The sequence below is a fragment of the Camelimonas fluminis genome, from assembly GCF_014656355.1.
Lineage (GTDB): Bacteria > Pseudomonadota > Alphaproteobacteria > Rhizobiales > Beijerinckiaceae > Camelimonas > Camelimonas fluminis.
The window spans coordinates 286,914-305,204 of the sequence record NZ_BNCG01000001.1; the positions used below are offsets into that span (position 1 = coordinate 286,914).

Here is an 18,291-nt window from a genome sequence, read left to right on the forward strand (position 1 = left end):
GAGGCTTGCCTCAGATCCCGAGTGAGCCGCGTGAACCCAGCAGGGAGGGATCGTCGCCGCCGCCCCTGTCGTCGTCAGCGTCGCTGGCGTCCAGCAGGCCCCGGGTTTCGGCGTTCAGGGCCCGGGAGCGTTTGCGGGGGCGCGACAGCGGCTCCGGGCGGATCGATGAGCCGTGCAGCAGCTCCAGACCGCTCATGAAACCCTGTTCGCTTTGCAGCACCAGGCGGGCGACGTCGCGCTTGCGCACGTCTTCCTGCACGGTTTCGGCCTGCTCGAAATCCATCCCCAGAGTTTCCAGCGTCGCCCGGCCAAAGGTGAGCGCCGATTTGAAAGTGTCGCGGATCTGGTAGTCCACCGGCAACTTCATCAGGGCGATGGCGTGCTCGCGATCAATGGCGCGGACGATGGTGCGGGCGCGCGGAAACTCGTTGTGCACCAGCTCGGCGATCAGCGTTCCGGTCTCGGCGTGATCGACGCAGATGCAGATGACGGCGGCCCGCTCGGCGCCGGCGGCGTGCAGCACGTCGGTGCGGGCGCCGTCGCCGTAAAACACCTTGAAGCCGAAGCTGCTGGCCTGGCGGATGCGCTCGACATTGTGGTCGATGACCGTCACGTCGACATTGCCGGCGAGCAGCACCTGATTGACCACCTGACCGAAACGGCCAAAACCGATGACGATGACGCCGCCGCTTGTGGTTTCGCCATTGTCCAGATCCGGGGCACCGGCGTCTTCGGTGGCGGCGGAGCGGCGCAGCAGCGCCGCGTCGATGGCTTTGGCGGCGATCGGAGCCAGCAACATCGACAGCGCGGCGAGCGAAATCAGCATCTGGGCGTGATCGGGCGTCAGCAGCCCCAGCCCCTGGGCCGTGGGGAACAGGACGAAGGCGAATTCGCCAGCCGTGGCCAGCAGGGCGCCGATGCGTAGCGAATCACGCCAGGGCGAACCTGAGACGCGGGCGAGGCCGGAGACCAGGCCGATCTTCACCGCCACCATGGCGATGGCGGCCAGGGCCAGCGGCAGGGCGTTCTCACCCACCAGGCCGAGGTTGATCGACATGCCGACGCTCATGAAGAACAGGCCAAGCAGCAGGCCGCGGAACGGTTCGATGTCGGCTTCGAGCTGGTGGCGGAAATTCGATTCAGCCAGCAGCACGCCCGCCAGAAACGCGCCCATGGCCATGGAGAGTCCGACGCGCTCCATCAACACCGCCGCGCCCAGCGCCACCAGCAGGGCGGCGGCGGTCATCACTTCACGGGCGCCGCTGGCGGCCAGAACGCGGAAGATCGGGTTCAGCAGGTAACGGCCCACCAGCACGATGACGATGACGCCGCCAAGCGCCATGCCGATTGACGCCATCTGCGACGCCATGGAGTGGGTTTCAGACGATGTGACGTTGGCCATCAGCGGCACGATGGCGAGGATGGGGACGATCGACAGGTCCTGGAACAGCAGCACGGCGAAGGTGCGCTGGCCATAGGGAGAGCGGGTTTCGCCGCGTTCGCCGAGGATGCCGAGGGCAATGGCGGTGGCCGACAGGCCAAGCGCCATGCCGGCGACGGTCGCCTCCTTCGGTCCGTAGCCGACAAACCAGGCGCCCGCCGCGAGGGCGGCGCCGCATAACAGCAGCTGCGCCGCGCCGAGGCCAAAGATATCGCGCCGCATCGACCACAGGCTGGAGATTTTCAGCTCCAGCCCGATAATGAACAGCAGCAGCACGACGCCGAACTCGGCGACGCCGCGGATGGCCTCCGGCTCGGACACCAGCTGCAGGCCCCAGGGGCCGATGACCACGCCGGCCACCAGATAACCGATGATGGAGCCGAGGCCGATGCGCCGGAACAGCGGCACGGCGACGGCGGCCGCGCCGCAGAAGACGAGAATGGGCTCAATGAAGCTGGTGTGGCTGGCGGGGTCGGTCATCAGATCCGTTCTGTCGTCCGGGGCGTATGGCGAAGCAGGAGGCTTCAGCAGCTGTAGCCGGCTTTGGAGCGTTTTCCTGACGCAAAGTGGACGTCTCTTTGCGTCTGGAAAACGCACCAACCCAAAAGACGGCGTGCAAAACGGCGCATATGCGCGGATCTGGCTCCAGCCGGGTTTATGTTATGCCACCGCATTTCCCTCGCGCCCAACACCAAAAGCACGACGCGTTGCAAAAGCCGGCCCCACGCGCCCGGCGCCGTTCTTGACAGGCCGGGACTGGGCGGCCACATCGCTTGGGACAGGGTGACCGCGCGCCGGCGATGGGATAGAGCCTGTCAGCAGATGCACGGGGCCGGGTTTCTGGCCCGCCGCTTCGGCTCTGTCGCTTCACGGCGCATATCGCTTCAGGGACTGCACATCATGACCGGCCCCAAACCGGACGATCGCGCCGCCGCCAGGCAGGACGTTGACCAGAGGAGCGGCCAGTTGGTCGACTGGGTGAAGGCATGACGGCGAAACCGCGCCTTGACGTGTTGATCTGCGCGCCGCGTGGCTTCTGCGCTGGCGTGGTGCGGGCCATCGACGCCGTGGAGAAAGCGCTGGCCGTCTATGGTCCGCCGGTCTATGTGCGGCACGAGATCGTCCACAACAAGTATGTGGTGGAGAGCCTGCGTCGCAAGGGCGCAATCTTCGTCGACGAACTGTCTGAAATTCCCGACACCAGGGCGCCGGTGATTTTCTCCGCCCATGGCGTGCCGAAATCGGTGCCGGACGAAGCGGCGACGCGCAATTTCTTCGCCATCGACGCCACCTGTCCGCTGGTCACCAAGGTGCATCGCGAAGCCGAGGTGCACCGGCGGCGCGGCCGGCACATCATCCTGATCGGCCACGCCGGCCACCCCGAGGTGATTGGCACCATGGGGCAATTGCCCCCAGGCAGCATCACCCTGGTGGAGACGGTGGAGGACGTGGCGCGGATCGATCCGGCGCTCGCCGCCATCCTGGCCTATGTCACCCAGACGACCCTCTCCGTCGATGACACCCAGCAGATCGTCGAGGCGCTGAAGGCGCGCTTCCCCGAGGTGGTGGGGCCGCACAAGGAAGACATCTGCTACGCCACCACCAACCGCCAGGAAGCTGTGAAGCGCGTCGCGCCCCAGGTGGAGGCGATGATCGTCGTTGGATCGCCCAATTCCTCCAACTCACAGCGGTTGCGGGAGGTGGCGGAGCGCGCCGGCTGCCGCGTCTCGCGGCTGATCCTGCGGGCGGAGGACATCGACTGGGCGTTGTTCGGCAATATTTCCAGCCTCGGCGTCACCGCCGGCGCCTCGGCGCCCGAGGTGCTGGTTGAGGAAATCATCGACGCCTTCGCCGAGCGCTATGACGTGCATGTCGAGAGCGTCTCCACCGCCGACGAAAGCGTCTTCTTCCCGCTGCCGCGCGAGTTGCGCGCCGAACCCGCGGAGTAATCGTGGCCGTTTACACCGAGATTGCCGATGAAGAGCTCGCGGCCTTCATCGATGGCTATGACATGGGCGCGGTGCTGTCGCTGAAGGGCATTGCCGAGGGGGTGGAGAACTCCAATTTCCTGCTGCGCACGGAGGCCGGATCCTTCATCCTCACCCTGTACGAAAAGCGGGTGAACCCGGACGACCTGCCGTTCTTCATCGGGCTGATGGAGCATCTTGCGGCGCGCGGCGTGAACTGCCCGCTGCCGGTCAAGAATCGCAATGGTGAGGCGCTGGGCCAACTGGCTGGCCGTCCCGCCTGCATCGTCACTTTCCTCGACGGCGTCTCGGTGCGCAAACCCGGCGTCGGTCATTGCCGGGAACTCGGCGTTGCGCTGGCCGGCCTGCATGAAGCGGCACGGGGTTTTGCCCTGAGCCGTCCGAATGCTCTCGGGGTTGCTGGCTGGCGACCGTTGTCCGACACGGTGGACGGGCGCGCCGACGATATCGCGCCGGGGCTTGGCGCGCGTATCAGCGCGGCGCTGGCGGACGTGGAGGCGAACTGGCCGCAGGGGTTGCCGTCCGGCGTCATCCACGCCGACCTGTTCACCGACAATGTGTTCTTCATCGGGCCAAAGCTTTCCGGCGTCATCGACTTCTACTTCGCCTGCAATGACGCGCTGGCCTATGACGTGGCCATCTGCCTCAACGCGTGGTGCTTCGAGGCCGACGGCTCCTTCAACCTCACCAAGGGCCAGGCCCTGCTCGCCGGCTACCAGAGCGTGCGCCGGCTGACGCCGGAGGAGGTCGCCGCCCTGCCGCTGCTGTGCCGGGGCGCGGCGTTGCGCTTCCTGCTGACCCGGCTGGTCGACTGGCTCAACGTGCCGCCGGGCGTGCTGGTGAAACCGAAAGATCCGCTGGAGTACGACCGCAAGCTGGCCTTCCACCGCAGCGTGACCGCCGCTTCCGACTATGGACTGTCAGCGTGAGCGAACGCGTGACGATCTATACGGATGGCGCGTGCAGCGGCAACCCGGGCCCGGGCGGCTGGGGCGTGCTGCTGATGTTCCGTGGCGTGGAGAAGGAGCTGAGCGGCGGCGAGGCGCTCACCACCAACAACCGCATGGAGCTGATGGCCGCCATCATGGCGCTGGAGACGCTGAACCGGTCCTGCGCCGTCGACCTATGGACCGACAGCCAGTATGTGCGCAACGGCATTACCTCGTGGCTGCGCGGCTGGAAGGCGAAGGGCTGGAAGACCGCTGACCGCAAACCAGTGAAGAACGAGGATTTGTGGCGGCGGCTCGACGCGGCGCAGGAGCGTCACGACGTGGCCTGGCACTGGGTCAAGGGCCATGCCGGCCATGCGGAAAACGAGCGCGTCGACGCTTTGGCCCGCCAGGGCATGGCGCCTTACAAGGCGGCCTGACGCCAGGGCGCCGTCAGGCAGGCGAGGCGGCGTTCCGCCCCGCCTGACATGGTCTTACAGATTGTTGAGCAGATGCTCGGCGGTCGAGACGTCGGCCTTGCCGGAGACAGCCTCCACATTGAGCTGCTCGACCACGCCGTCCTTCACCACCATGGAATAGCGCTGCGAGCGGACGCCGAGGCCAAAACCTGAACCGTCCATGGTCAGGCCGATAGCCTTGGCGAAATCAGCGTTGCCGTCCGACAGGCCTTCAACCTTGCCCTCCGCGCCGCTGGCCTTCAGCCAGGCGTCCATGACGAACACGTCGTTGACGGCGGTGACGTAAATGGCGTCCACGCCCTTCGCCTTGAGTTCGCTGGCGTGGGTGACGAAGCCGGGCATGTGATTGCGATGGCAGGTTGGCGTGAAGGCGCCCGGAACGGCGAACAGGATGACACGGCGGCCCGCGAACAGGTCATCCGTCGATTTGGCTGCCGGACCTTCGGCGGTCATGACGCGGAACGTGGCTTGCGGAAGGCGGTCGCCGACTTGGATCGTCATGGTAACTCCCGGATAGTCTTTGTCATCAGAGGTTTGTGTCGTTCTGGCGCATGCGTCACAACAGGCTGCGAACACGCTTCTGGCGATGCGCTCGCCTGAAAAAGCCTTGCTCCCTTGTCCTGTTCCCCCAAAAGGGCGGCCAACGGGCCGCTGACAGACGCAGTGCATGAATAGGACGGGACGGGCGTGATGTCATCCGCGCCGGTTCCCGGGTCGCGTTTCATCGCAATGATCGCCACAGCCGGGACGGGCCACAATCCCCTGTAGGCGAAAGCGGTCGCGCCCTTTACAATGGCGTCATGCCTATACCGTTCGCTCCATCACCTGCTGATTCAGATGTCTGGCTCGACGGCCAGATGCTGGTGGCCATGCCATCCATGGAGGACGAGCGCTTCGCCCGCTCGGTGATCTATATTTGCGCCCATTCGGAGGAGGGGGCGATGGGCATCGTCATCAACAAACCGGCGACGGATCTCTCCCTCGCGGATCTGCTGCTGCAACTCGACATCATCGAGGACGCCAGCATCCGTCTGCCTTCAGCCTCGGAGCGGGTGCGGGTGGTGCGTGGCGGCCCCGTCGACGCAGGCCGCGGCTTCGTGCTGCACACCTCGGATTTTTCCATCGACAATTCGACCTTGCCGATTGATGACGACATCTGTCTGACGGCGACGGTCGACATCCTGCGCGCCATCGCCAGGGGCGATGGCCCCGGCAACGCGCTGGTGGCGCTGGGTTATGCTGGCTGGGCCGCCGGCCAGCTCGAAAACGAAATTCAGGCCAACGGCTGGCTCAACTGCCCGGCCGATCCGTCGCTGATCTTTGGCGGCGGCGAGCATACCTATGAACGGGCGCTGAAGCTGATCGGCGTCGATCCGGCGCGGCTGTCTGGAGACGCCGGCCACGCCTGAAGGCGGGCCCCGGGACGCGCGAAGCCGCGTGCGACGCGACGTTCGCGCATGGCTGGGTTAATGCATGGCTGGGCGCCCGCGCTTGTTGCGGGCGTGACGCGCGGCAGGTCGGGGCAACTGGCGGCGGAAGCGGACTGGCGTTGCGGCGGGCGCCATTTCCGTCCGCGTCGACGCGCAACAACCTGTATGCGCTCGCCACCTCGCAGCGTCATGCCCTACAGGCGTCCGCGAGCCTGTGTTGCGGTCCTGAGGTTGCGGAAGCCAGGTTAGCCTGACCGCAGCCGTGGTTCTGGCCATTCGTGCAAACGCCTGGCGACCAGCTTTTCCGGAAAACGCGCCATGGTCCGGTAATCCGCACAGGGGCGTGGCCTCACAGACTGTCGGCGTTTCCGCTTTGCCGCCCGGTTTCAGGCGGCTTCCTGGGTCGAGCCGACCAGGCGGCGGGCGTCGTAGGCGCTCATGGGGTCGCCGAACACGCTGCCCTGGGCGAAGTCGAAGCCGAGCTGGGCCAGCTCCACCGAATCCGACTCATCCTCGGCCCCTTCCGCGCAGATTTCGGCGCCGAGGTCGTGGGCGAAGGAGGCGATCGAGCGCAGGATGGCGACGCGGGCCGGCATGCCGCGCGCTTTCACCAGTGACGAATCAACCTTCACCATGTCGATGTCAGCGTGCTGCAGGCTTGTGAGCGGCGACTGGCTCGAACCGAAGCGCGACAGGCACAGGCCCACGCCGGTTTCGCGCAGGCGCGGCAGCGTCCGCAGCATGAATTCCGGATCTTCCTGCAAATGCCGCTCGGACAGTTCGATCAGCAGCGTGCCGGGCTTGACGCCGGAGCGCTCGACCAGGTTGCGCAACTGCGCCAGCAGATCGGCGCGCAGGACGTGGACGCCGGTGAGCGCCACGGTGGCGAACATCGGCGGGTCGACGTCCAGCGCGTCCTGCCATGCCGCCAGTTCGCGGGCGCCGCGCTCGACAGCGAACAGGAACAGCTCGCCGAGCAGGCCGTTGGCGGAGGCGATCTCGCGGAAATCCTCGTAGGCGAGCCGGCCCTGGCGCGGGTGGTCCCAGCGCAGGATGGTCTCGAAGCCGGCCACGGTGCGGTCTTCCAGCCGGACGATGGGGTGGAAGAACAGCTTGATCTCGCCGCGCTCCAGCGCCCCCCGCAGATCAGCGCCCAGGGCCAGCGGCTCGCTGCGCTCATTGCGCATCATCGGCCTGAACGCCTCGACCTGGTCGCCGCCCTGACGTTTCGCCCAGGCGGCGGCGATTTCGGCGTTGGCCAGTATTTCCTCGGCGCCGGAGCGCACGGACGGATCATAGAGCGCGATGCCGATCGAGCCGGTGAGATAGGCCTCCAGTTCGCCGAGCGGGGCCGGCGTGCCGAGCACGGCGCGCACCTGTTCGGTGAAGGCCCGGATCGCTTCGAGTTCCGGCTCGGAGAACAGCACCACGGCGAATTCGTCGCCGCCCAGCCGCGCCAGGGTGTCCTGCGGCTTCAGCAACCGGGCGAGACGGCGGGCGACCATCTGCAGCACCGCGTCGCCGGCGGCCGGGCCGGCTTCCTCATTGATGGTGCGGAAACGGTCGATGTCGATGACCACAACGGTGGGGCGCACCGCCTCGTCGCGGCGGGCGAGCAGGATCGCGGTGTTCAGGCGGTCGACCAGCAGTTGCCGGTTGGGCAGGCCCGTGAGCCGGTCGTGGATCGAATCCTGCAGCAACCGTTCTTCAGCGGTCTTCGAATCGGTGACGTCTGCGAGCGTGCCGACGATGCGGATCACTTCGCCGTCGCTGCCGACGACAGGCCGCGCCTTCAGGCGCTGCCAGACATAGTGGCCGCGCGCCGAGCGCAGGCGGAAATCCAGATTGATGCGGCCGCGGCGCTGTTCAAGAATCGAATCAAGCGTGACCCGGTAGCGGTCGCGGTCCAGCGGGTGCATCAGCGCCAGCCAGTCGGCGGCGCCGCCGCTGAGGGCGTCGCGCTTCAGGCCGAGCTGTTGCTCCAGTTCCGGGCTGACGGCGATGCGGTCGGTCTGCACGTCCCAGTCGAACACCACGTCGCCGGAGCCGGCGAGGGCGAGGGCGCGCCGCTCCGTGTCGCTGACGAGCCCCTGGGCGATAGCCCCGCCGGCGAAGGCGTGCTGCAACACGGTGAAGCCGATCAGCATCACCACCAGCACCAGGCCGCCGATCAGGACCGAGGGAACGATATCCTTGTTCAGGTAGCCGGTGACCGCCATGCCGGCGGCGCCGACCCAGGCGAGCAGGAGCGTCCAGGTGGGAATCAGCATCACCGCGCGGTCATAGCCGTGCATGGCCAGATTGAGCACCAGCACGAAGCCGATGGCGGCGATGGCGGCGATGGAGATGCGGGCGACGCCGGAGGCGACCGGCGGATCGATGACGGCCAGGCCGACGAGTGCGCCGAGGAACACCAGCCAGATGGCGGTGACATGGCTGTAGCGCACGTGCCAGCGGTTGAGATTGAGATAGGCGAACAGGAAAACCAGCAGCGTCGCCGCCAGCACGGTTTCCGCCCCGGCGCGATAGATGGCGTCCGCGCCGATGGTGAACGGGAACAGTCGCTGGATGAAGCCGAAATCGATGCAGGCCCATGCCAGCACGGCCCAGGCCAGCGCCGCGGCGGCGGGGAAGATCACCGCGCCCTTGACCACGAAAACAATGGTGAGGAACAGCGCCAGCAGGCCGCAGATGCCGAGAATGATGCCCTTGTAGAGGGTTAGGCCGTTGGTCTTGGCCTTGTAGGTCTCCGGATCGAGCAGCAGCACCTGGGGCAGCTTGTCGGAGGTCAGCTCGGCGATGAAGGTGACGGTGGCGCCGGGATCAAGGGTGATGGCGAAAACGTCGGCGTCGGGGCTGTCCTCGCGCTCCGGCTTCAGGCCCTGGCTGGCGGTGATGGCGGCGATGCGGGCGCTGCCAAGATCAGGCCAGACCACGCCGGAGCCAACCAGCTTGTAATGCGGCGCCACCAGCAACCGGTCGATCTGCTCGTCGCCGGGGTTGGTGAGGGCGAAGACGATCCAGTCCGGCCGTGAACCGGTCTCGCGCGCCTTGACGGCGATGCGGCGGACGATGCCGTCGGGGCCGGGGGCGGTGGAAATCTGGATGACGTCGCCCTGGGAACGGTAGCGTTCGATGATCCGCGTCAGGTCCAGCGCCGGTCGCTCAGGGGTGACGCGCACGGCCTCGACAGCCATCGCGCCCGCCGTGGACAGGCACAGGAGAACCAGCGCTGCGAGGAGGGCGCCGATGCGTGACAACAGGGCTGCTGGCGTGGCTGGCAAATCGAACTCTGCAAAGGCCGCCGGGCCGGAAGGCGCGGCGATGTTCCGGTGGCGAAGTGGTAACGGCGGCGGCTCGCAAGGGCAACCGTCTGTTCGCGGGCGCGGCGTCAATTGGTAAACCCGCTGAACCTTGTGCTGGCCAACCCGCCCGGACCGTGGAAGCGGCGGGGAAGGTGGCGATCCGATGCGTCGGGACATGCGATATTGCGGCAATGCTCCGGTCCCGTGCGACGCTTCTTTCCACCGCGTGAACATGGCGCGAATATGTTGGCCCGCCGCTGACGGCGCGACGAAGGGCGCCGCCGGTTGTCACCCCCCTGCGGGCTCACCCATCGCTGGCCAGTCGCGCATAGGTGACGTGATCCGCCCAGACCCCGGCGATGCACAGATATTCGCGCGCCAGTCCCTCAAGCTGAAAGCCGTTCTTTTCCAGCACCCGTCGTGAACGGTGATTGTGCGGCAGACAGGCGGCTTCAATGCGGCGCAGGCGAAGGTGGCTGAAGGCGTGCCGGCAGACGGTGTCGACAGCGTCGGACATCAGCCCCTTTCCCGCCCAGGCCGCGCCCATCCAGTAGCCAAGCGTGCAGGTCTGGGCGACGCCGCGCCGGACAAGGCCCAGGGTCAGGCCGCCCACCATGATGTCATGAGCGCGGCTGAAAACCAGATAGCCGTAGGCGGCGTCCAGACGGGCGTCGTTGCGGGAGGCCAGCACCTTGCGCCGCCAGGCCGCCCGGTCGAACTCGTCGCCCGTGCGCAGCGGCTCCCAGGGGGCCAGAAACGCCTCGCTGGCGTGACGCAAGGCGACCCACTCGTCAAAATCGTCCATGCGCATCGGGCGCAGGTAAACCCGCTCGCCAACGACAGGAGCTGGCTCCGTCTGGCGCGGGGCAAACCGAAACAGGGCCAAAGCACGCCCTCCCGGATCATCTGTATGGCGTGGCGACGCAGGACGCCGCGACGATGCTCAACTACGCCGGACAAAACCCGCCGGGTCAATCAAAACAGCGATGGCCGGGCAAAGCCGGCCATCGTCTCATCATATGTAGCCCGGAACGCTGGCGCGACGGGCTGGACTCAGCCCTTGCTGGCGTTGGCGCGGATGAAGGTCGCCACGGCCGCCTGGTCGTTGGCCATGACCGTGAAGCGTTCCTTCCGGTCGAAAAGATCAGCGAGGTGGGCTGGCAGCGGCGGCCGTTTGCCGGTGGCTTTCTCCACCGCGTCCGGGAATTTGGCCGGGTGAGCCGTGGCGAGGGCGATGACCGGCGTCGCCGGATCCTGGGAGATCTCGGCGCGGGCGCCCGCGACAGCCACCGCCGTATGCGGATCAATGATGTAGTCGCATTCACGGTAAACGCGGGCGATCTCGGCCAGGGTGGCGTCCTCACCGGCGGTGTGGGCGCTGAAGCCGGCGCGAATCGCCGCCAGCGACACGGGCTCGATTTCAAAGGAGCCCGACTGGCCAAGCGAGGCCATCATGCCGCGAATCGCGGCGGCGTCGCGACCGCATGATTCAAACAGCAACCGTTCGAAGTTCGACGAGATTTCGATGTCCATCGACGGCGACGAGGTGGCGGCGACGCCGCGCTTCTCGTAGCGGCCCGAGGCCAGCGTGCGGGCGAGGATGTCGTTGGCGTTGGTGGCGATGGCCAGATTCGCTACCGGCAGGCCCATGCGGCGGGCGATGTCGCCGGCGAGGATGTCGCCGAAATTGCCGGTGGGCACCGAGAAGGCGATTGGCCGGTGCGGCGCGCCAAGCGCCACGGCCGAAGTGAAATAGTACACCGTCTGCGCCGCGATGCGGGCCCAGTTGATCGAATTGACGCCGGACAGGCCAAGCTCGTCGCGGAAGCGGTGATCGTTGAACAGGCCCTTCACGATGGCCTGACAGTCGTCGAACGTGCCTTCCACGGCGATGGCGTGCACGTTCGGGGCGTTGACGCCGGTCATCTGGCGACGCTGCACCTCGGAGACCCGGCCGTGGGGATAGAGTATGAAGACGTCAACCTGATCCAGCCCGCGGAACGCCTCGATGGCGGCCGAGCCGGTGTCGCCGGAGGTGGCCCCGATAATGGTGGCGCGCTGGCCCCGCGCCTGCAGCGCGTGGTTCATCAGCCGCCCCAGCAACTGCATGGCCACGTCCTTGAACGCCAGGGTCGGGCCGTGGAACAGTTCGAGCACGAAGATGTTGTCGGCGATCTGGGTCAGCGGGCAAACGGCGGGGTGGCGGAAGGCGCTGTAGGCGTCATCGATCATTGCGCCGAGATCGGCGGCGGGAATGTCGCCGTCAACCAGCGCGCCAAGCACCCGGCGGGCGACCTGGGCGTAGCTCCGGCCAGCCATGGCGGCGATGTCCGTCCGCGAAATCTGCGGCCAGCTCTGCGGCGCATAGAGGCCGCCGTCGCGCGCCAGACCTGCAAGCAGGGCGTCCGTGAAGCCGATCGCGGGCGCTTCGCCCCTGGTAGACACGTGCAGCAAAGTTCTCTCCGAGCCTGGCCTGGAGCATCGTGCGGAAAGGTGTGAGCCGGTTTTCCGCAAAACCGATGCGATAACAAAAGTTTGGGACCGGATTGCGATCCGGCGTGGAAGCGGTCCGCCTGGGTCCGGCTTCCATGAACGCGTTTCTGGAAAAGCCGCTTCACTTCTCGCAGGAAGAGCGCGTCAATTCAAAACAATGGAGCAAACCCCGCTGTCAGGGCGACGGGGTTTTGTCCGGGGCGCTCCGCCGCTCGCGCAGCCGCCGCCAGACAAACACGCCGTACACGCCCAGCAAGGTCGCCGCCAGCCCGAACCAGGTCATGGCGTACTCCAGGTGCCGGTTGGGAAAGCTGATGACCGTCAGCCCGCCGCGCGGTCCTTCCGTGTAACGGGCTGGCGCATCCGCATCAATAATGAACGGCGCCACGCGTTGCAGGCCCTGCGCGGCGGCGATGGCGGCGATGTCGCGGGTGAACCATTCGCCCGTCGCCGGGTCGTCGGCCGGCACGAACGGGTCGCGAATCTGCGAGGCGCGCAGCAGGCCGGTCACGGTCGCGTCAGCCGGGGTGCGGGCGTCGACGCCAGCCAGCGCGGCGCGCATTTCCATCGGAACGAAGCCGCGATTGACCAGGATCACGCCGCCGTCCGCGAGCCGCAACGGCGTGAGCACCACATAGCCGGCCCGCACCAGGCCATTTTCCTTGGGCGCGTTGGCGTGCACCAGGGTCTGGCGGGCGAAATCGTAGCGCCCTGACGCCGTGACGCGGCGATACTCATCTGCATGAACGTCGAGGGCGGGCCAGCCGCCTTCAGCCGGGGCTGGCGTGGGCGGGGCGCCGACGCGAGCGGTGATCTTGCCGATCAGATCTTCCTTCCAGGCCAGACGGTCGAGCTGCCATTTGCCCAGCGCCAGCAGCACGGCCAACGCCGCCAGGGTGCAGACCGTCAGCAGGATGAGGCCGCTTGCGCCGGGCGCGCGCCCTTGCTGCGTCTTCCGCGGCGTCGACGACGTCATGACGAAATCCGGCCTTCCTCAGCTTTGTTGGCGTATTGCAGCGCGATCATCAGGCCCTTGAGCGGTCGCAGCGGCGCCACGCACAGCAGGATGGCGAGGGGCAGGGTGGTCACCAGATGCAGGAACAGCGCAGGCTCGAAAGTCAGTTCGAGCCACAGGGCGAAGCCGACGACCGCGAAGCCGCTGATCAGCATGATGAACACGGCCGGGCCGTCAGCCGAGTCGGCGAAGCTGTAATCGAGCCCACAGTTCTCGCAGCGCGGCGCCACCTTCAGGAAGCCGCTGAACAGCTTGCCCTCGCCGCAACGCGGACACCGGCAACCCAGACCCGTGGCGGCCGGAGAGAGAGGCGGCCAGTAACCCTGCTGGTCATCGTTCTGGCTCATGACGCCTCCTGCTGTCGCCAGACCGCAGAACCATCCAGGTCCTGTCTGGCTATCTTTCAATTACAAAAAAAGAGGGCGGCCAGAAGGCCGCCCCCGGACATCGCGCCTTCCGGATCAGTGGAAGTAGCGGACATTCGAACCCCAGACGTAGATGGCGACGAACAGGAACAGCCACACGACGTCAACGAAGTGCCAGTACCAGGCCGAGAACTCGAAGCCCAGATGTTGCTGGGGCGTGAAGTGGTTCCGGTACACCCGCATCAGGACCACGGCCAGGAAGATGGTGCCGACCAGCACGTGGAAGCCGTGGAAGCCGGTGGCCATCACGAAGGTCGAGCCATAGATATTGCCGCTGAAAGCGAAATGGGCGTGGCTGTACTCGTAAGCCTGCACGAAGCTGAACAGCACGCCAAGGACGATGGTGAGCCACAGGCCCTGCTTCACGCCAGCGCGATCATTGTGCAGCATCGCGTGGTGGGCCCAGGTCAGCGTGGTGCCCGAGGTCAGCAGGATCAGGGTGTTGAGCAGCGGCAGGTGCCACGGATCAAGCGTCTCGATGCCCTTCGGCGGCCACTGACCGCCGGTGAACTCCGTGCGGGTGTACTGGATGGCCTCGGCGGGGAACAGCGCCGCATCGAAATACGCCCAGAACCAGGCGACGAAGAACATCACCTCGGAGGCGATGAACAGCAGCATGCCGTAGCGGTGGTGCAACTGGACGACGCGGGTGTGATGGCCTTCGTGCTGGGCCTCGCGGATCACGTCCGCCCACCAGGAAATCATCACGTAGATGATGCCGATGATACCGGCGCCAAGCAGGTAGGGACCGACCTTCATGCCGCCCCAGCTCAGCCCCTTCATGGACATGACCAGGCCAACCGCCAGGACGAAGAAGGAGACCGAAGCGACAAGCGGCCACGGGCTTGGTTCCAGAAGGTGATAGTCGTGCTCGGGCTTCGCGTGCGCGTCGGCCATTGATCCAGTCTCCTGCCTCGGGGCGTGAGTCTTTATAACGTCACAGGTTGTTCTTGTCCGCATTCACTGCGGTTGCTGCCACAGGGCTGCCATTCTTTGACCGAAAAACCGTGTACGACAAGGTGATGCTCGACAGGTCTTTCGTTTCCGGCTGCTTCAGCAGGTCGGGGTCCACATAAAAAACCACCGGCGCGTGGATTGTCTCGCCAGGCTTGAGGGTCTGCTCCTCGAAGCAGAAGCACTGGATCTTGACGAAGAACTGGCCGGCAAGGTCCGGCTGGACATTGAAGGTGGCCACGCCTGTCGCCGGCGCGTCGCCGACGTTGGTGATCTTGTAAAACACCGTTCTGGTTTCGCCGAGCTTCACGCTGACGCGCGGCTGCTCGGGCTCAAACTTCCAGGTGACGCCCGGCGCCACATTGGCGTCAAAGCGCACTTCGATGGCGTGATCGACCACGCGCGCGTTCGCTTCCTGGCCAATGAGCGGCGTGCCGCCAAAGCCCGTGGTCTGGCAGAACAGACGGTACAGCGGCACGGCGGCGAACGAGGCTCCCACCATCAGCCCCACCACCGCCACACAGGCGAGCGCCACGCCAGCGCCGGACTTGCGGCGCGGCGCCGCGTTCGTCGGGGCGGGGGATTGCTTGAGGCCGTGGTCAGACATGATGCGTCTCTCAGATGGGGCGCTTCAGGACATTGACGCCAAGCTTGGCGACGGTGACCGCATAGATGATGGCGACAAACGCCGCCAGCGCAACCGCGATGGCGATATTGCGCGTGCGCCGCATTTTCTTTTGCTGCGGCGTCAGTTCAACCCCGTCATCGATGTTCTTGTCGTCTGGCATGTCAGATAATTCCCGAAACAAGGCGGGGCCCCACGTCAAAGCCGCTGCCGAGGCCGAAGGCGTGCTCGGCGAGCAGCGTGGCGAACAGCAGGAACAGGTACAGGATCGAGAAACCGAACAGCGCCTGTTCGGCCTTCGTGGCGGCCGCGCCCTCGCGGCGGCGGTAAACCTGCACGGCCAGAGCAATCATCAGCAGGCCGGACGCCACCGAGACAACGGCGTAGGTCCAGCCTCCCAGACCCATGAAGAAGGGGACGACGCCGAGCGGCGCCAGCAGCAGGGTGTAGACGAGAATCTGCGTGCGGGTGGAATCCGGGCCCGCCACATTCGGCATCATCGGCACGCCGGCCTTCTCGTAGTCGCCGGACTTGCTCAGCGCCAGGGCCCAGAAGTGAGGCGGCGTCCACATGAAGATGATAAGGAACAGGATGAAGCTGTCCCAGCTCACCGAGCCGGTGACCGTGGCCTCCGCCACCATGGGCGGGAAAGCGCCAGCGGCGCCGCCAATGACGATGTTCTGGGCGGTCCAGCGCTTCAGCCACATCGAGTAGACGACGGCGTAAAAGAAGATGGTGAAGGCCAGGAAGCCGGCCGCGAACCAGTTGGCGATCAGGCCAAGGAACACCACCGAGGCGACCGAGAGCGACAGGCCGAGCGACAGGGCTTCGCTGCCCGTCACCTGGCCGGCCGGGATCGGCCGCTTCGCGGTGCGGGACATGCGCGCGTCGATGTCCTGGTCCCACCACATGTTGAGCGCGCCCGAGGCGCCGGCGCCAACTGCGATCAATCCCAGCGAGACGGCGGCGATGACCGGGTGCAGGTGCCCTTTGGCGACGACCATTCCCACCAAAGCGGTGAAAATGACAAGCGACATGACGCGCGGCTTGAACAGCTCAAGGTAGTCGCGGACCGAACCGCTATAGACGCGTGCGTCTTCGCCGGACGACGGGGCGCCTGGCTGCCCTGACATGTGGTCGCTGATCATGGACATCGGACTTCTGTCTTTCACCTGCCTGCGGACCTCACGGCGCGAAGGCCCCGAACGTTCCCCCGGACATCCCCGTCTGGCGTCGCGTCGGTCTGCTGAATGCTCGCCGTCCCCGCCTGCAGGCGTGGTTGCGCGGCGACAACCCGCGTTCACACGGGGCGCGCCAGCCCAGGACGGACTTCCGCCAGTCTGAAACGATTCAGAACTGCCTGCCGTTCTTCTAGCGGCTCACCGCGTAAACTCAATAGGAGGCGGACGTCGCCGCATGTGGCGCATTGTCGTCAACAACGTGGCGGGGGGAAGGGGCCAAAACAAAACCGCCGGCCCATGGGGCCGGCGGCGAACTCGCGGTTCTGGCGGCGAAACAGCGGACCGTTTCGCCATGTCCGGATCAGTGATCCGAAGAACCGGTGATGCGCGGCAGCTTCTCGAACTGGTGGAACGGCGGAGGCGAGCTCAGCGTCCATTCGAGAGTCGGCGAACCCATGCCCCACGGATCGTTGGCCGCGCGCTCCTTGCGGCGCCATGCGACGTAAACGCCGTAGAAGAACACCAGAAGGCTGAACGCGAAGATGTACGAGCCGTACGAGGCGATGCGGTGCCAGCCGGCGTAGGCGTTCGGGTAGTCCACATAGTGGCGCGGCATGCCGGCGAGACCGAGGAAGTGCATCGGGAAGAACAGCACGTTGGCACCGATGAAGGCCAGCCAGAAGTGCAGCTTTCCGATCCAGTCCGGCACGATGTAGCCGAACATTTTCGGGAACCAGTAGTACCAGCCCGCAAAGATGCCGAACACGGCGCCCAGCGACAGCACGTAGTGGAAGTGGGCGATCACGTAATAGGTGTTGTGCAACTCGCGGTCGATGCCGGCGTTGGCCAGCACGACGCCGGTGACGCCGCCAACCGTGAACAGGAACACGAAGCCCACCGCCCACAGCATCGGCGCGGTCATGCGGATGGAGCCGCCCCACATCGTGGCGATCCACGAGAAGATCTTGATGCCCGTCGGCACGGCGATGACCATCGTGGCGAACACGAAGTAGCGCTGCGTGTCGAGCGACAGGCCGACGGTGTACATGTGGTGAGCCCACACGATGAAGCCGACGGCGCCAATCGCGACCATGGCGTAGGCCATGCCCAGGTAGCCGAAGATCGGCTTGCGCGAGAACGTCGAGATGATGTGGCTGATGATGCCGAAGGCCGGCAGGATCATGATGTACACTTCGGGGTGACCGAAGAACCAGAACAGGTGCTGGTAGAGCACCGGATCGCCGCCGCCGGCCGGATCGAAGAACGTGGTGCCGAAGTTGCGGTCGGTCAGCAGCATGGTGATCGCGCCAGCGAGAACCGGCAGCGAGATCAGCAGCAGGAAGGCGGTGACCAGCATGCCCCATGCGAACAGCGGCATCTTGTGCAGGGTCATGCCCGGCGCGCGCATGTTCAGGATGGTGGTGATGAAGTTGATCGCGCCAAGGATCGACGAGGCGCCCGCCGCGTGCAGGGCCAGAATGCCGAAGTCAAGCGCCGGACCCGGGTGACCGGAGGTCGACAGCGGCGGATATACCGTCCAGCCGCCGCCAAAACCCGTGGCCCCAGGCGCGCCGCTGACGAACAGCGACACCACCAGCAGCAGGAAGGCGCAGATGGTCAGCCACAACGAGATGTTGTTGAGGCGCGGGAACGCCATGTCAGGCGCGCCGATCATCAGCGGCACGAACCAGTTGCCGAAGCCGCCGATCAGCGCCGGCATCACGACGAAGAACACCATGATCAGGCCGTGGCCGGTGACGACCACGTTGAACATCTGGCCGTTGGAGAACAGCTGGAGGCCTGGCTCCTGCAACTCGATGCGCATGAGAATCGACAGGAAGCCGCCGATCAGGCCCGCCATGAGGGCCGACAGCAGGTACATCGTGCCGATGTCTTTGTGGTTTGTGGAAAACAGCCAGCGACGCAGACCCGTGGGGTGATCCGCGTGATCAGCGTGGGCCGCCGTTGATGATGAAGCCATGACTCAGCTCCCGATACTGTTCGCCGGCTGGACCGCATCCGGGAT

At 66.1% G+C, this 18,291-nt stretch carries 16 protein-coding genes; 4 read left to right on the forward strand and 12 right to left on the reverse strand.

Features of this window, described 5'->3' with window-relative positions:
- Positions 1 to 10 precede the first annotated feature (10 nt).
- Positions 11 to 1,921: a monovalent cation:proton antiporter-2 (CPA2) family protein gene (locus IE243_RS01240; RefSeq protein ID WP_191317520.1), complete on the reverse strand. Its 1,911-nt coding sequence runs from the start codon at positions 1,919 to 1,921 to the stop codon at positions 11 to 13.
- Positions 1,922 to 2,427: 506 nt separating this feature from the next.
- Here IE243_RS01240 and ispH point away from each other — a divergent pair.
- From ispH to rnhA, 3 genes are read left to right on the forward strand one after another with little or no spacing between them, the layout of a single operon-like run.
- On the forward strand, positions 2,428 to 3,390 hold the full coding sequence (gene ispH / locus IE243_RS01245) for a 4-hydroxy-3-methylbut-2-enyl diphosphate reductase (protein ID WP_191317521.1): 963 nt from the start codon (positions 2,428 to 2,430) through the stop codon (positions 3,388 to 3,390).
- A gap of 2 nt (positions 3,391 to 3,392) precedes the next feature.
- Entirely contained in the window at positions 3,393 to 4,358 is a 966-nt protein-coding gene (locus tag IE243_RS01250) for a homoserine kinase (RefSeq protein ID WP_191317522.1), read from the forward strand.
- On the forward strand, positions 4,355 to 4,798 hold the full coding sequence (gene rnhA / locus IE243_RS01255) for a ribonuclease HI (protein WP_191317523.1): 444 nt from the start codon (positions 4,355 to 4,357) through the stop codon (positions 4,796 to 4,798). Before IE243_RS01250 ends, rnhA begins: the two co-directional genes overlap by 4 nt.
- A 54-nt stretch (positions 4,799 to 4,852) precedes the next feature.
- Here the strand turns inward: rnhA and IE243_RS01260 are convergent, their stop codons facing one another.
- Positions 4,853 to 5,338, reverse strand: a complete 486-nt coding sequence (locus tag IE243_RS01260; protein ID WP_191317524.1) for a peroxiredoxin — start codon at positions 5,336 to 5,338, stop codon at positions 4,853 to 4,855.
- Between the two features lie 299 nt (positions 5,339 to 5,637).
- On the opposite strand from IE243_RS01260, the gene IE243_RS01265 reads away from it, so the two are divergent.
- On the forward strand, positions 5,638 to 6,246 hold the full coding sequence (locus IE243_RS01265; RefSeq protein WP_191317525.1) for a YqgE/AlgH family protein: 609 nt from the start codon (positions 5,638 to 5,640) through the stop codon (positions 6,244 to 6,246).
- Positions 6,247 to 6,653: 407 nt separating this feature from the next.
- Here IE243_RS01265 and IE243_RS01270 read toward each other — a convergent pair whose 3' ends face one another.
- From IE243_RS01270 to ctaD, 10 genes are all read right to left on the reverse strand, one after another.
- Positions 6,654 to 9,527, reverse strand: a complete 2,874-nt coding sequence (locus IE243_RS01270; RefSeq protein WP_373301527.1) for an EAL domain-containing protein — start codon at positions 9,525 to 9,527, stop codon at positions 6,654 to 6,656.
- A gap of 349 nt (positions 9,528 to 9,876) precedes the next feature.
- Positions 9,877 to 10,458, reverse strand: a complete 582-nt coding sequence (locus tag IE243_RS01275) for a GNAT family N-acetyltransferase (RefSeq protein ID WP_244642593.1) — start codon at positions 10,456 to 10,458, stop codon at positions 9,877 to 9,879.
- A 167-nt stretch (positions 10,459 to 10,625) separates the two neighbouring features.
- The gene (gene thrC / locus IE243_RS01280; RefSeq protein ID WP_191317526.1) at positions 10,626 to 12,026 is read right to left on the reverse strand and encodes a threonine synthase; all 1,401 of its coding nucleotides are present in this window, start codon (positions 12,024 to 12,026) and stop codon (positions 10,626 to 10,628) included.
- 214 nt (positions 12,027 to 12,240) lie between these two features.
- Complete coding sequence (locus IE243_RS01285) at positions 12,241 to 13,041, reverse strand: SURF1 family protein (protein ID WP_191317527.1); 801 nt, start codon at positions 13,039 to 13,041, stop codon at positions 12,241 to 12,243.
- Positions 13,038 to 13,427, reverse strand: coding sequence for a DUF983 domain-containing protein (locus IE243_RS01290; RefSeq protein ID WP_132002165.1), 390 nt, complete (start codon positions 13,425 to 13,427; stop codon positions 13,038 to 13,040). The genes IE243_RS01285 and IE243_RS01290 overlap by 4 nt, the downstream gene beginning before the upstream one ends.
- A gap of 114 nt (positions 13,428 to 13,541) precedes the next feature.
- Positions 13,542 to 14,402 carry a cytochrome c oxidase subunit 3 gene (locus tag IE243_RS01295; protein ID WP_191317528.1) on the reverse strand — a complete coding sequence of 287 codons (861 nt, stop codon included), beginning with the start codon at positions 14,400 to 14,402 and terminating at the stop codon, positions 13,542 to 13,544.
- 40 nt (positions 14,403 to 14,442) lie between these two features.
- Positions 14,443 to 15,066 (reverse strand): cytochrome c oxidase assembly protein, encoded by a 624-nt coding sequence (locus IE243_RS01300; RefSeq protein WP_191317529.1) that lies wholly within the window; start codon positions 15,064 to 15,066, stop codon positions 14,443 to 14,445.
- A gap of 10 nt (positions 15,067 to 15,076) precedes the next feature.
- Positions 15,077 to 15,247, reverse strand: coding sequence for a cytochrome c oxidase system small membrane protein (locus IE243_RS01305; RefSeq protein ID WP_191317530.1), 171 nt, complete (start codon positions 15,245 to 15,247; stop codon positions 15,077 to 15,079).
- A 1-nt stretch (position 15,248) separates the two neighbouring features.
- Complete coding sequence (locus IE243_RS01310; RefSeq protein ID WP_191317531.1) at positions 15,249 to 16,238, reverse strand: heme o synthase; 990 nt, start codon at positions 16,236 to 16,238, stop codon at positions 15,249 to 15,251.
- Between the two features lie 388 nt (positions 16,239 to 16,626).
- A complete protein-coding gene (gene ctaD, locus IE243_RS01315) occupies positions 16,627 to 18,246 on the reverse strand; it encodes a cytochrome c oxidase subunit I (protein WP_191317532.1) in 1,620 nt (539 codons plus the stop codon).
- Positions 18,247 to 18,291: the final 45 nt, after the last annotated feature.

Excerpts from the sequence above, each read along its gene's own strand:
- IE243_RS01285 (WP_191317527.1), bottom strand. The coding sequence starts at position 13,041 with ATGACGTCGTCGACGCCGCGGAAGACGCAGCAAGGGCGCGCGCCCGGC.
- ctaD (WP_191317532.1), bottom strand. The coding sequence starts at position 18,246 with ATGGCTTCATCATCAACGGCGGCCCACGCTGATCACGCGGATCACCCC.
- IE243_RS01300 (WP_191317529.1), bottom strand. The coding sequence starts at position 15,066 with ATGTCTGACCACGGCCTCAAGCAATCCCCCGCCCCGACGAACGCGGCG.
- IE243_RS01295 (WP_191317528.1), bottom strand. The coding sequence starts at position 14,402 with ATGGCCGACGCGCACGCGAAGCCCGAGCACGACTATCACCTTCTGGAA.
- IE243_RS01260 (WP_191317524.1), bottom strand. The coding sequence starts at position 5,338 with ATGACGATCCAAGTCGGCGACCGCCTTCCGCAAGCCACGTTCCGCGTC.
- IE243_RS01290 (WP_132002165.1), bottom strand. The coding sequence starts at position 13,427 with ATGAGCCAGAACGATGACCAGCAGGGTTACTGGCCGCCTCTCTCTCCG.
- IE243_RS01305 (WP_191317530.1), bottom strand. The coding sequence starts at position 15,247 with ATGCCAGACGACAAGAACATCGATGACGGGGTTGAACTGACGCCGCAG.
- IE243_RS01310 (WP_191317531.1), bottom strand. The coding sequence starts at position 16,238 with ATGTCCATGATCAGCGACCACATGTCAGGGCAGCCAGGCGCCCCGTCG.
- ispH (WP_191317521.1), top strand. The coding sequence starts at position 2,428 with ATGACGGCGAAACCGCGCCTTGACGTGTTGATCTGCGCGCCGCGTGGC.
- IE243_RS01240 (WP_191317520.1), bottom strand. The coding sequence starts at position 1,921 with ATGACCGACCCCGCCAGCCACACCAGCTTCATTGAGCCCATTCTCGTC.
- IE243_RS01265 (WP_191317525.1), top strand. The coding sequence starts at position 5,638 with ATGCCTATACCGTTCGCTCCATCACCTGCTGATTCAGATGTCTGGCTC.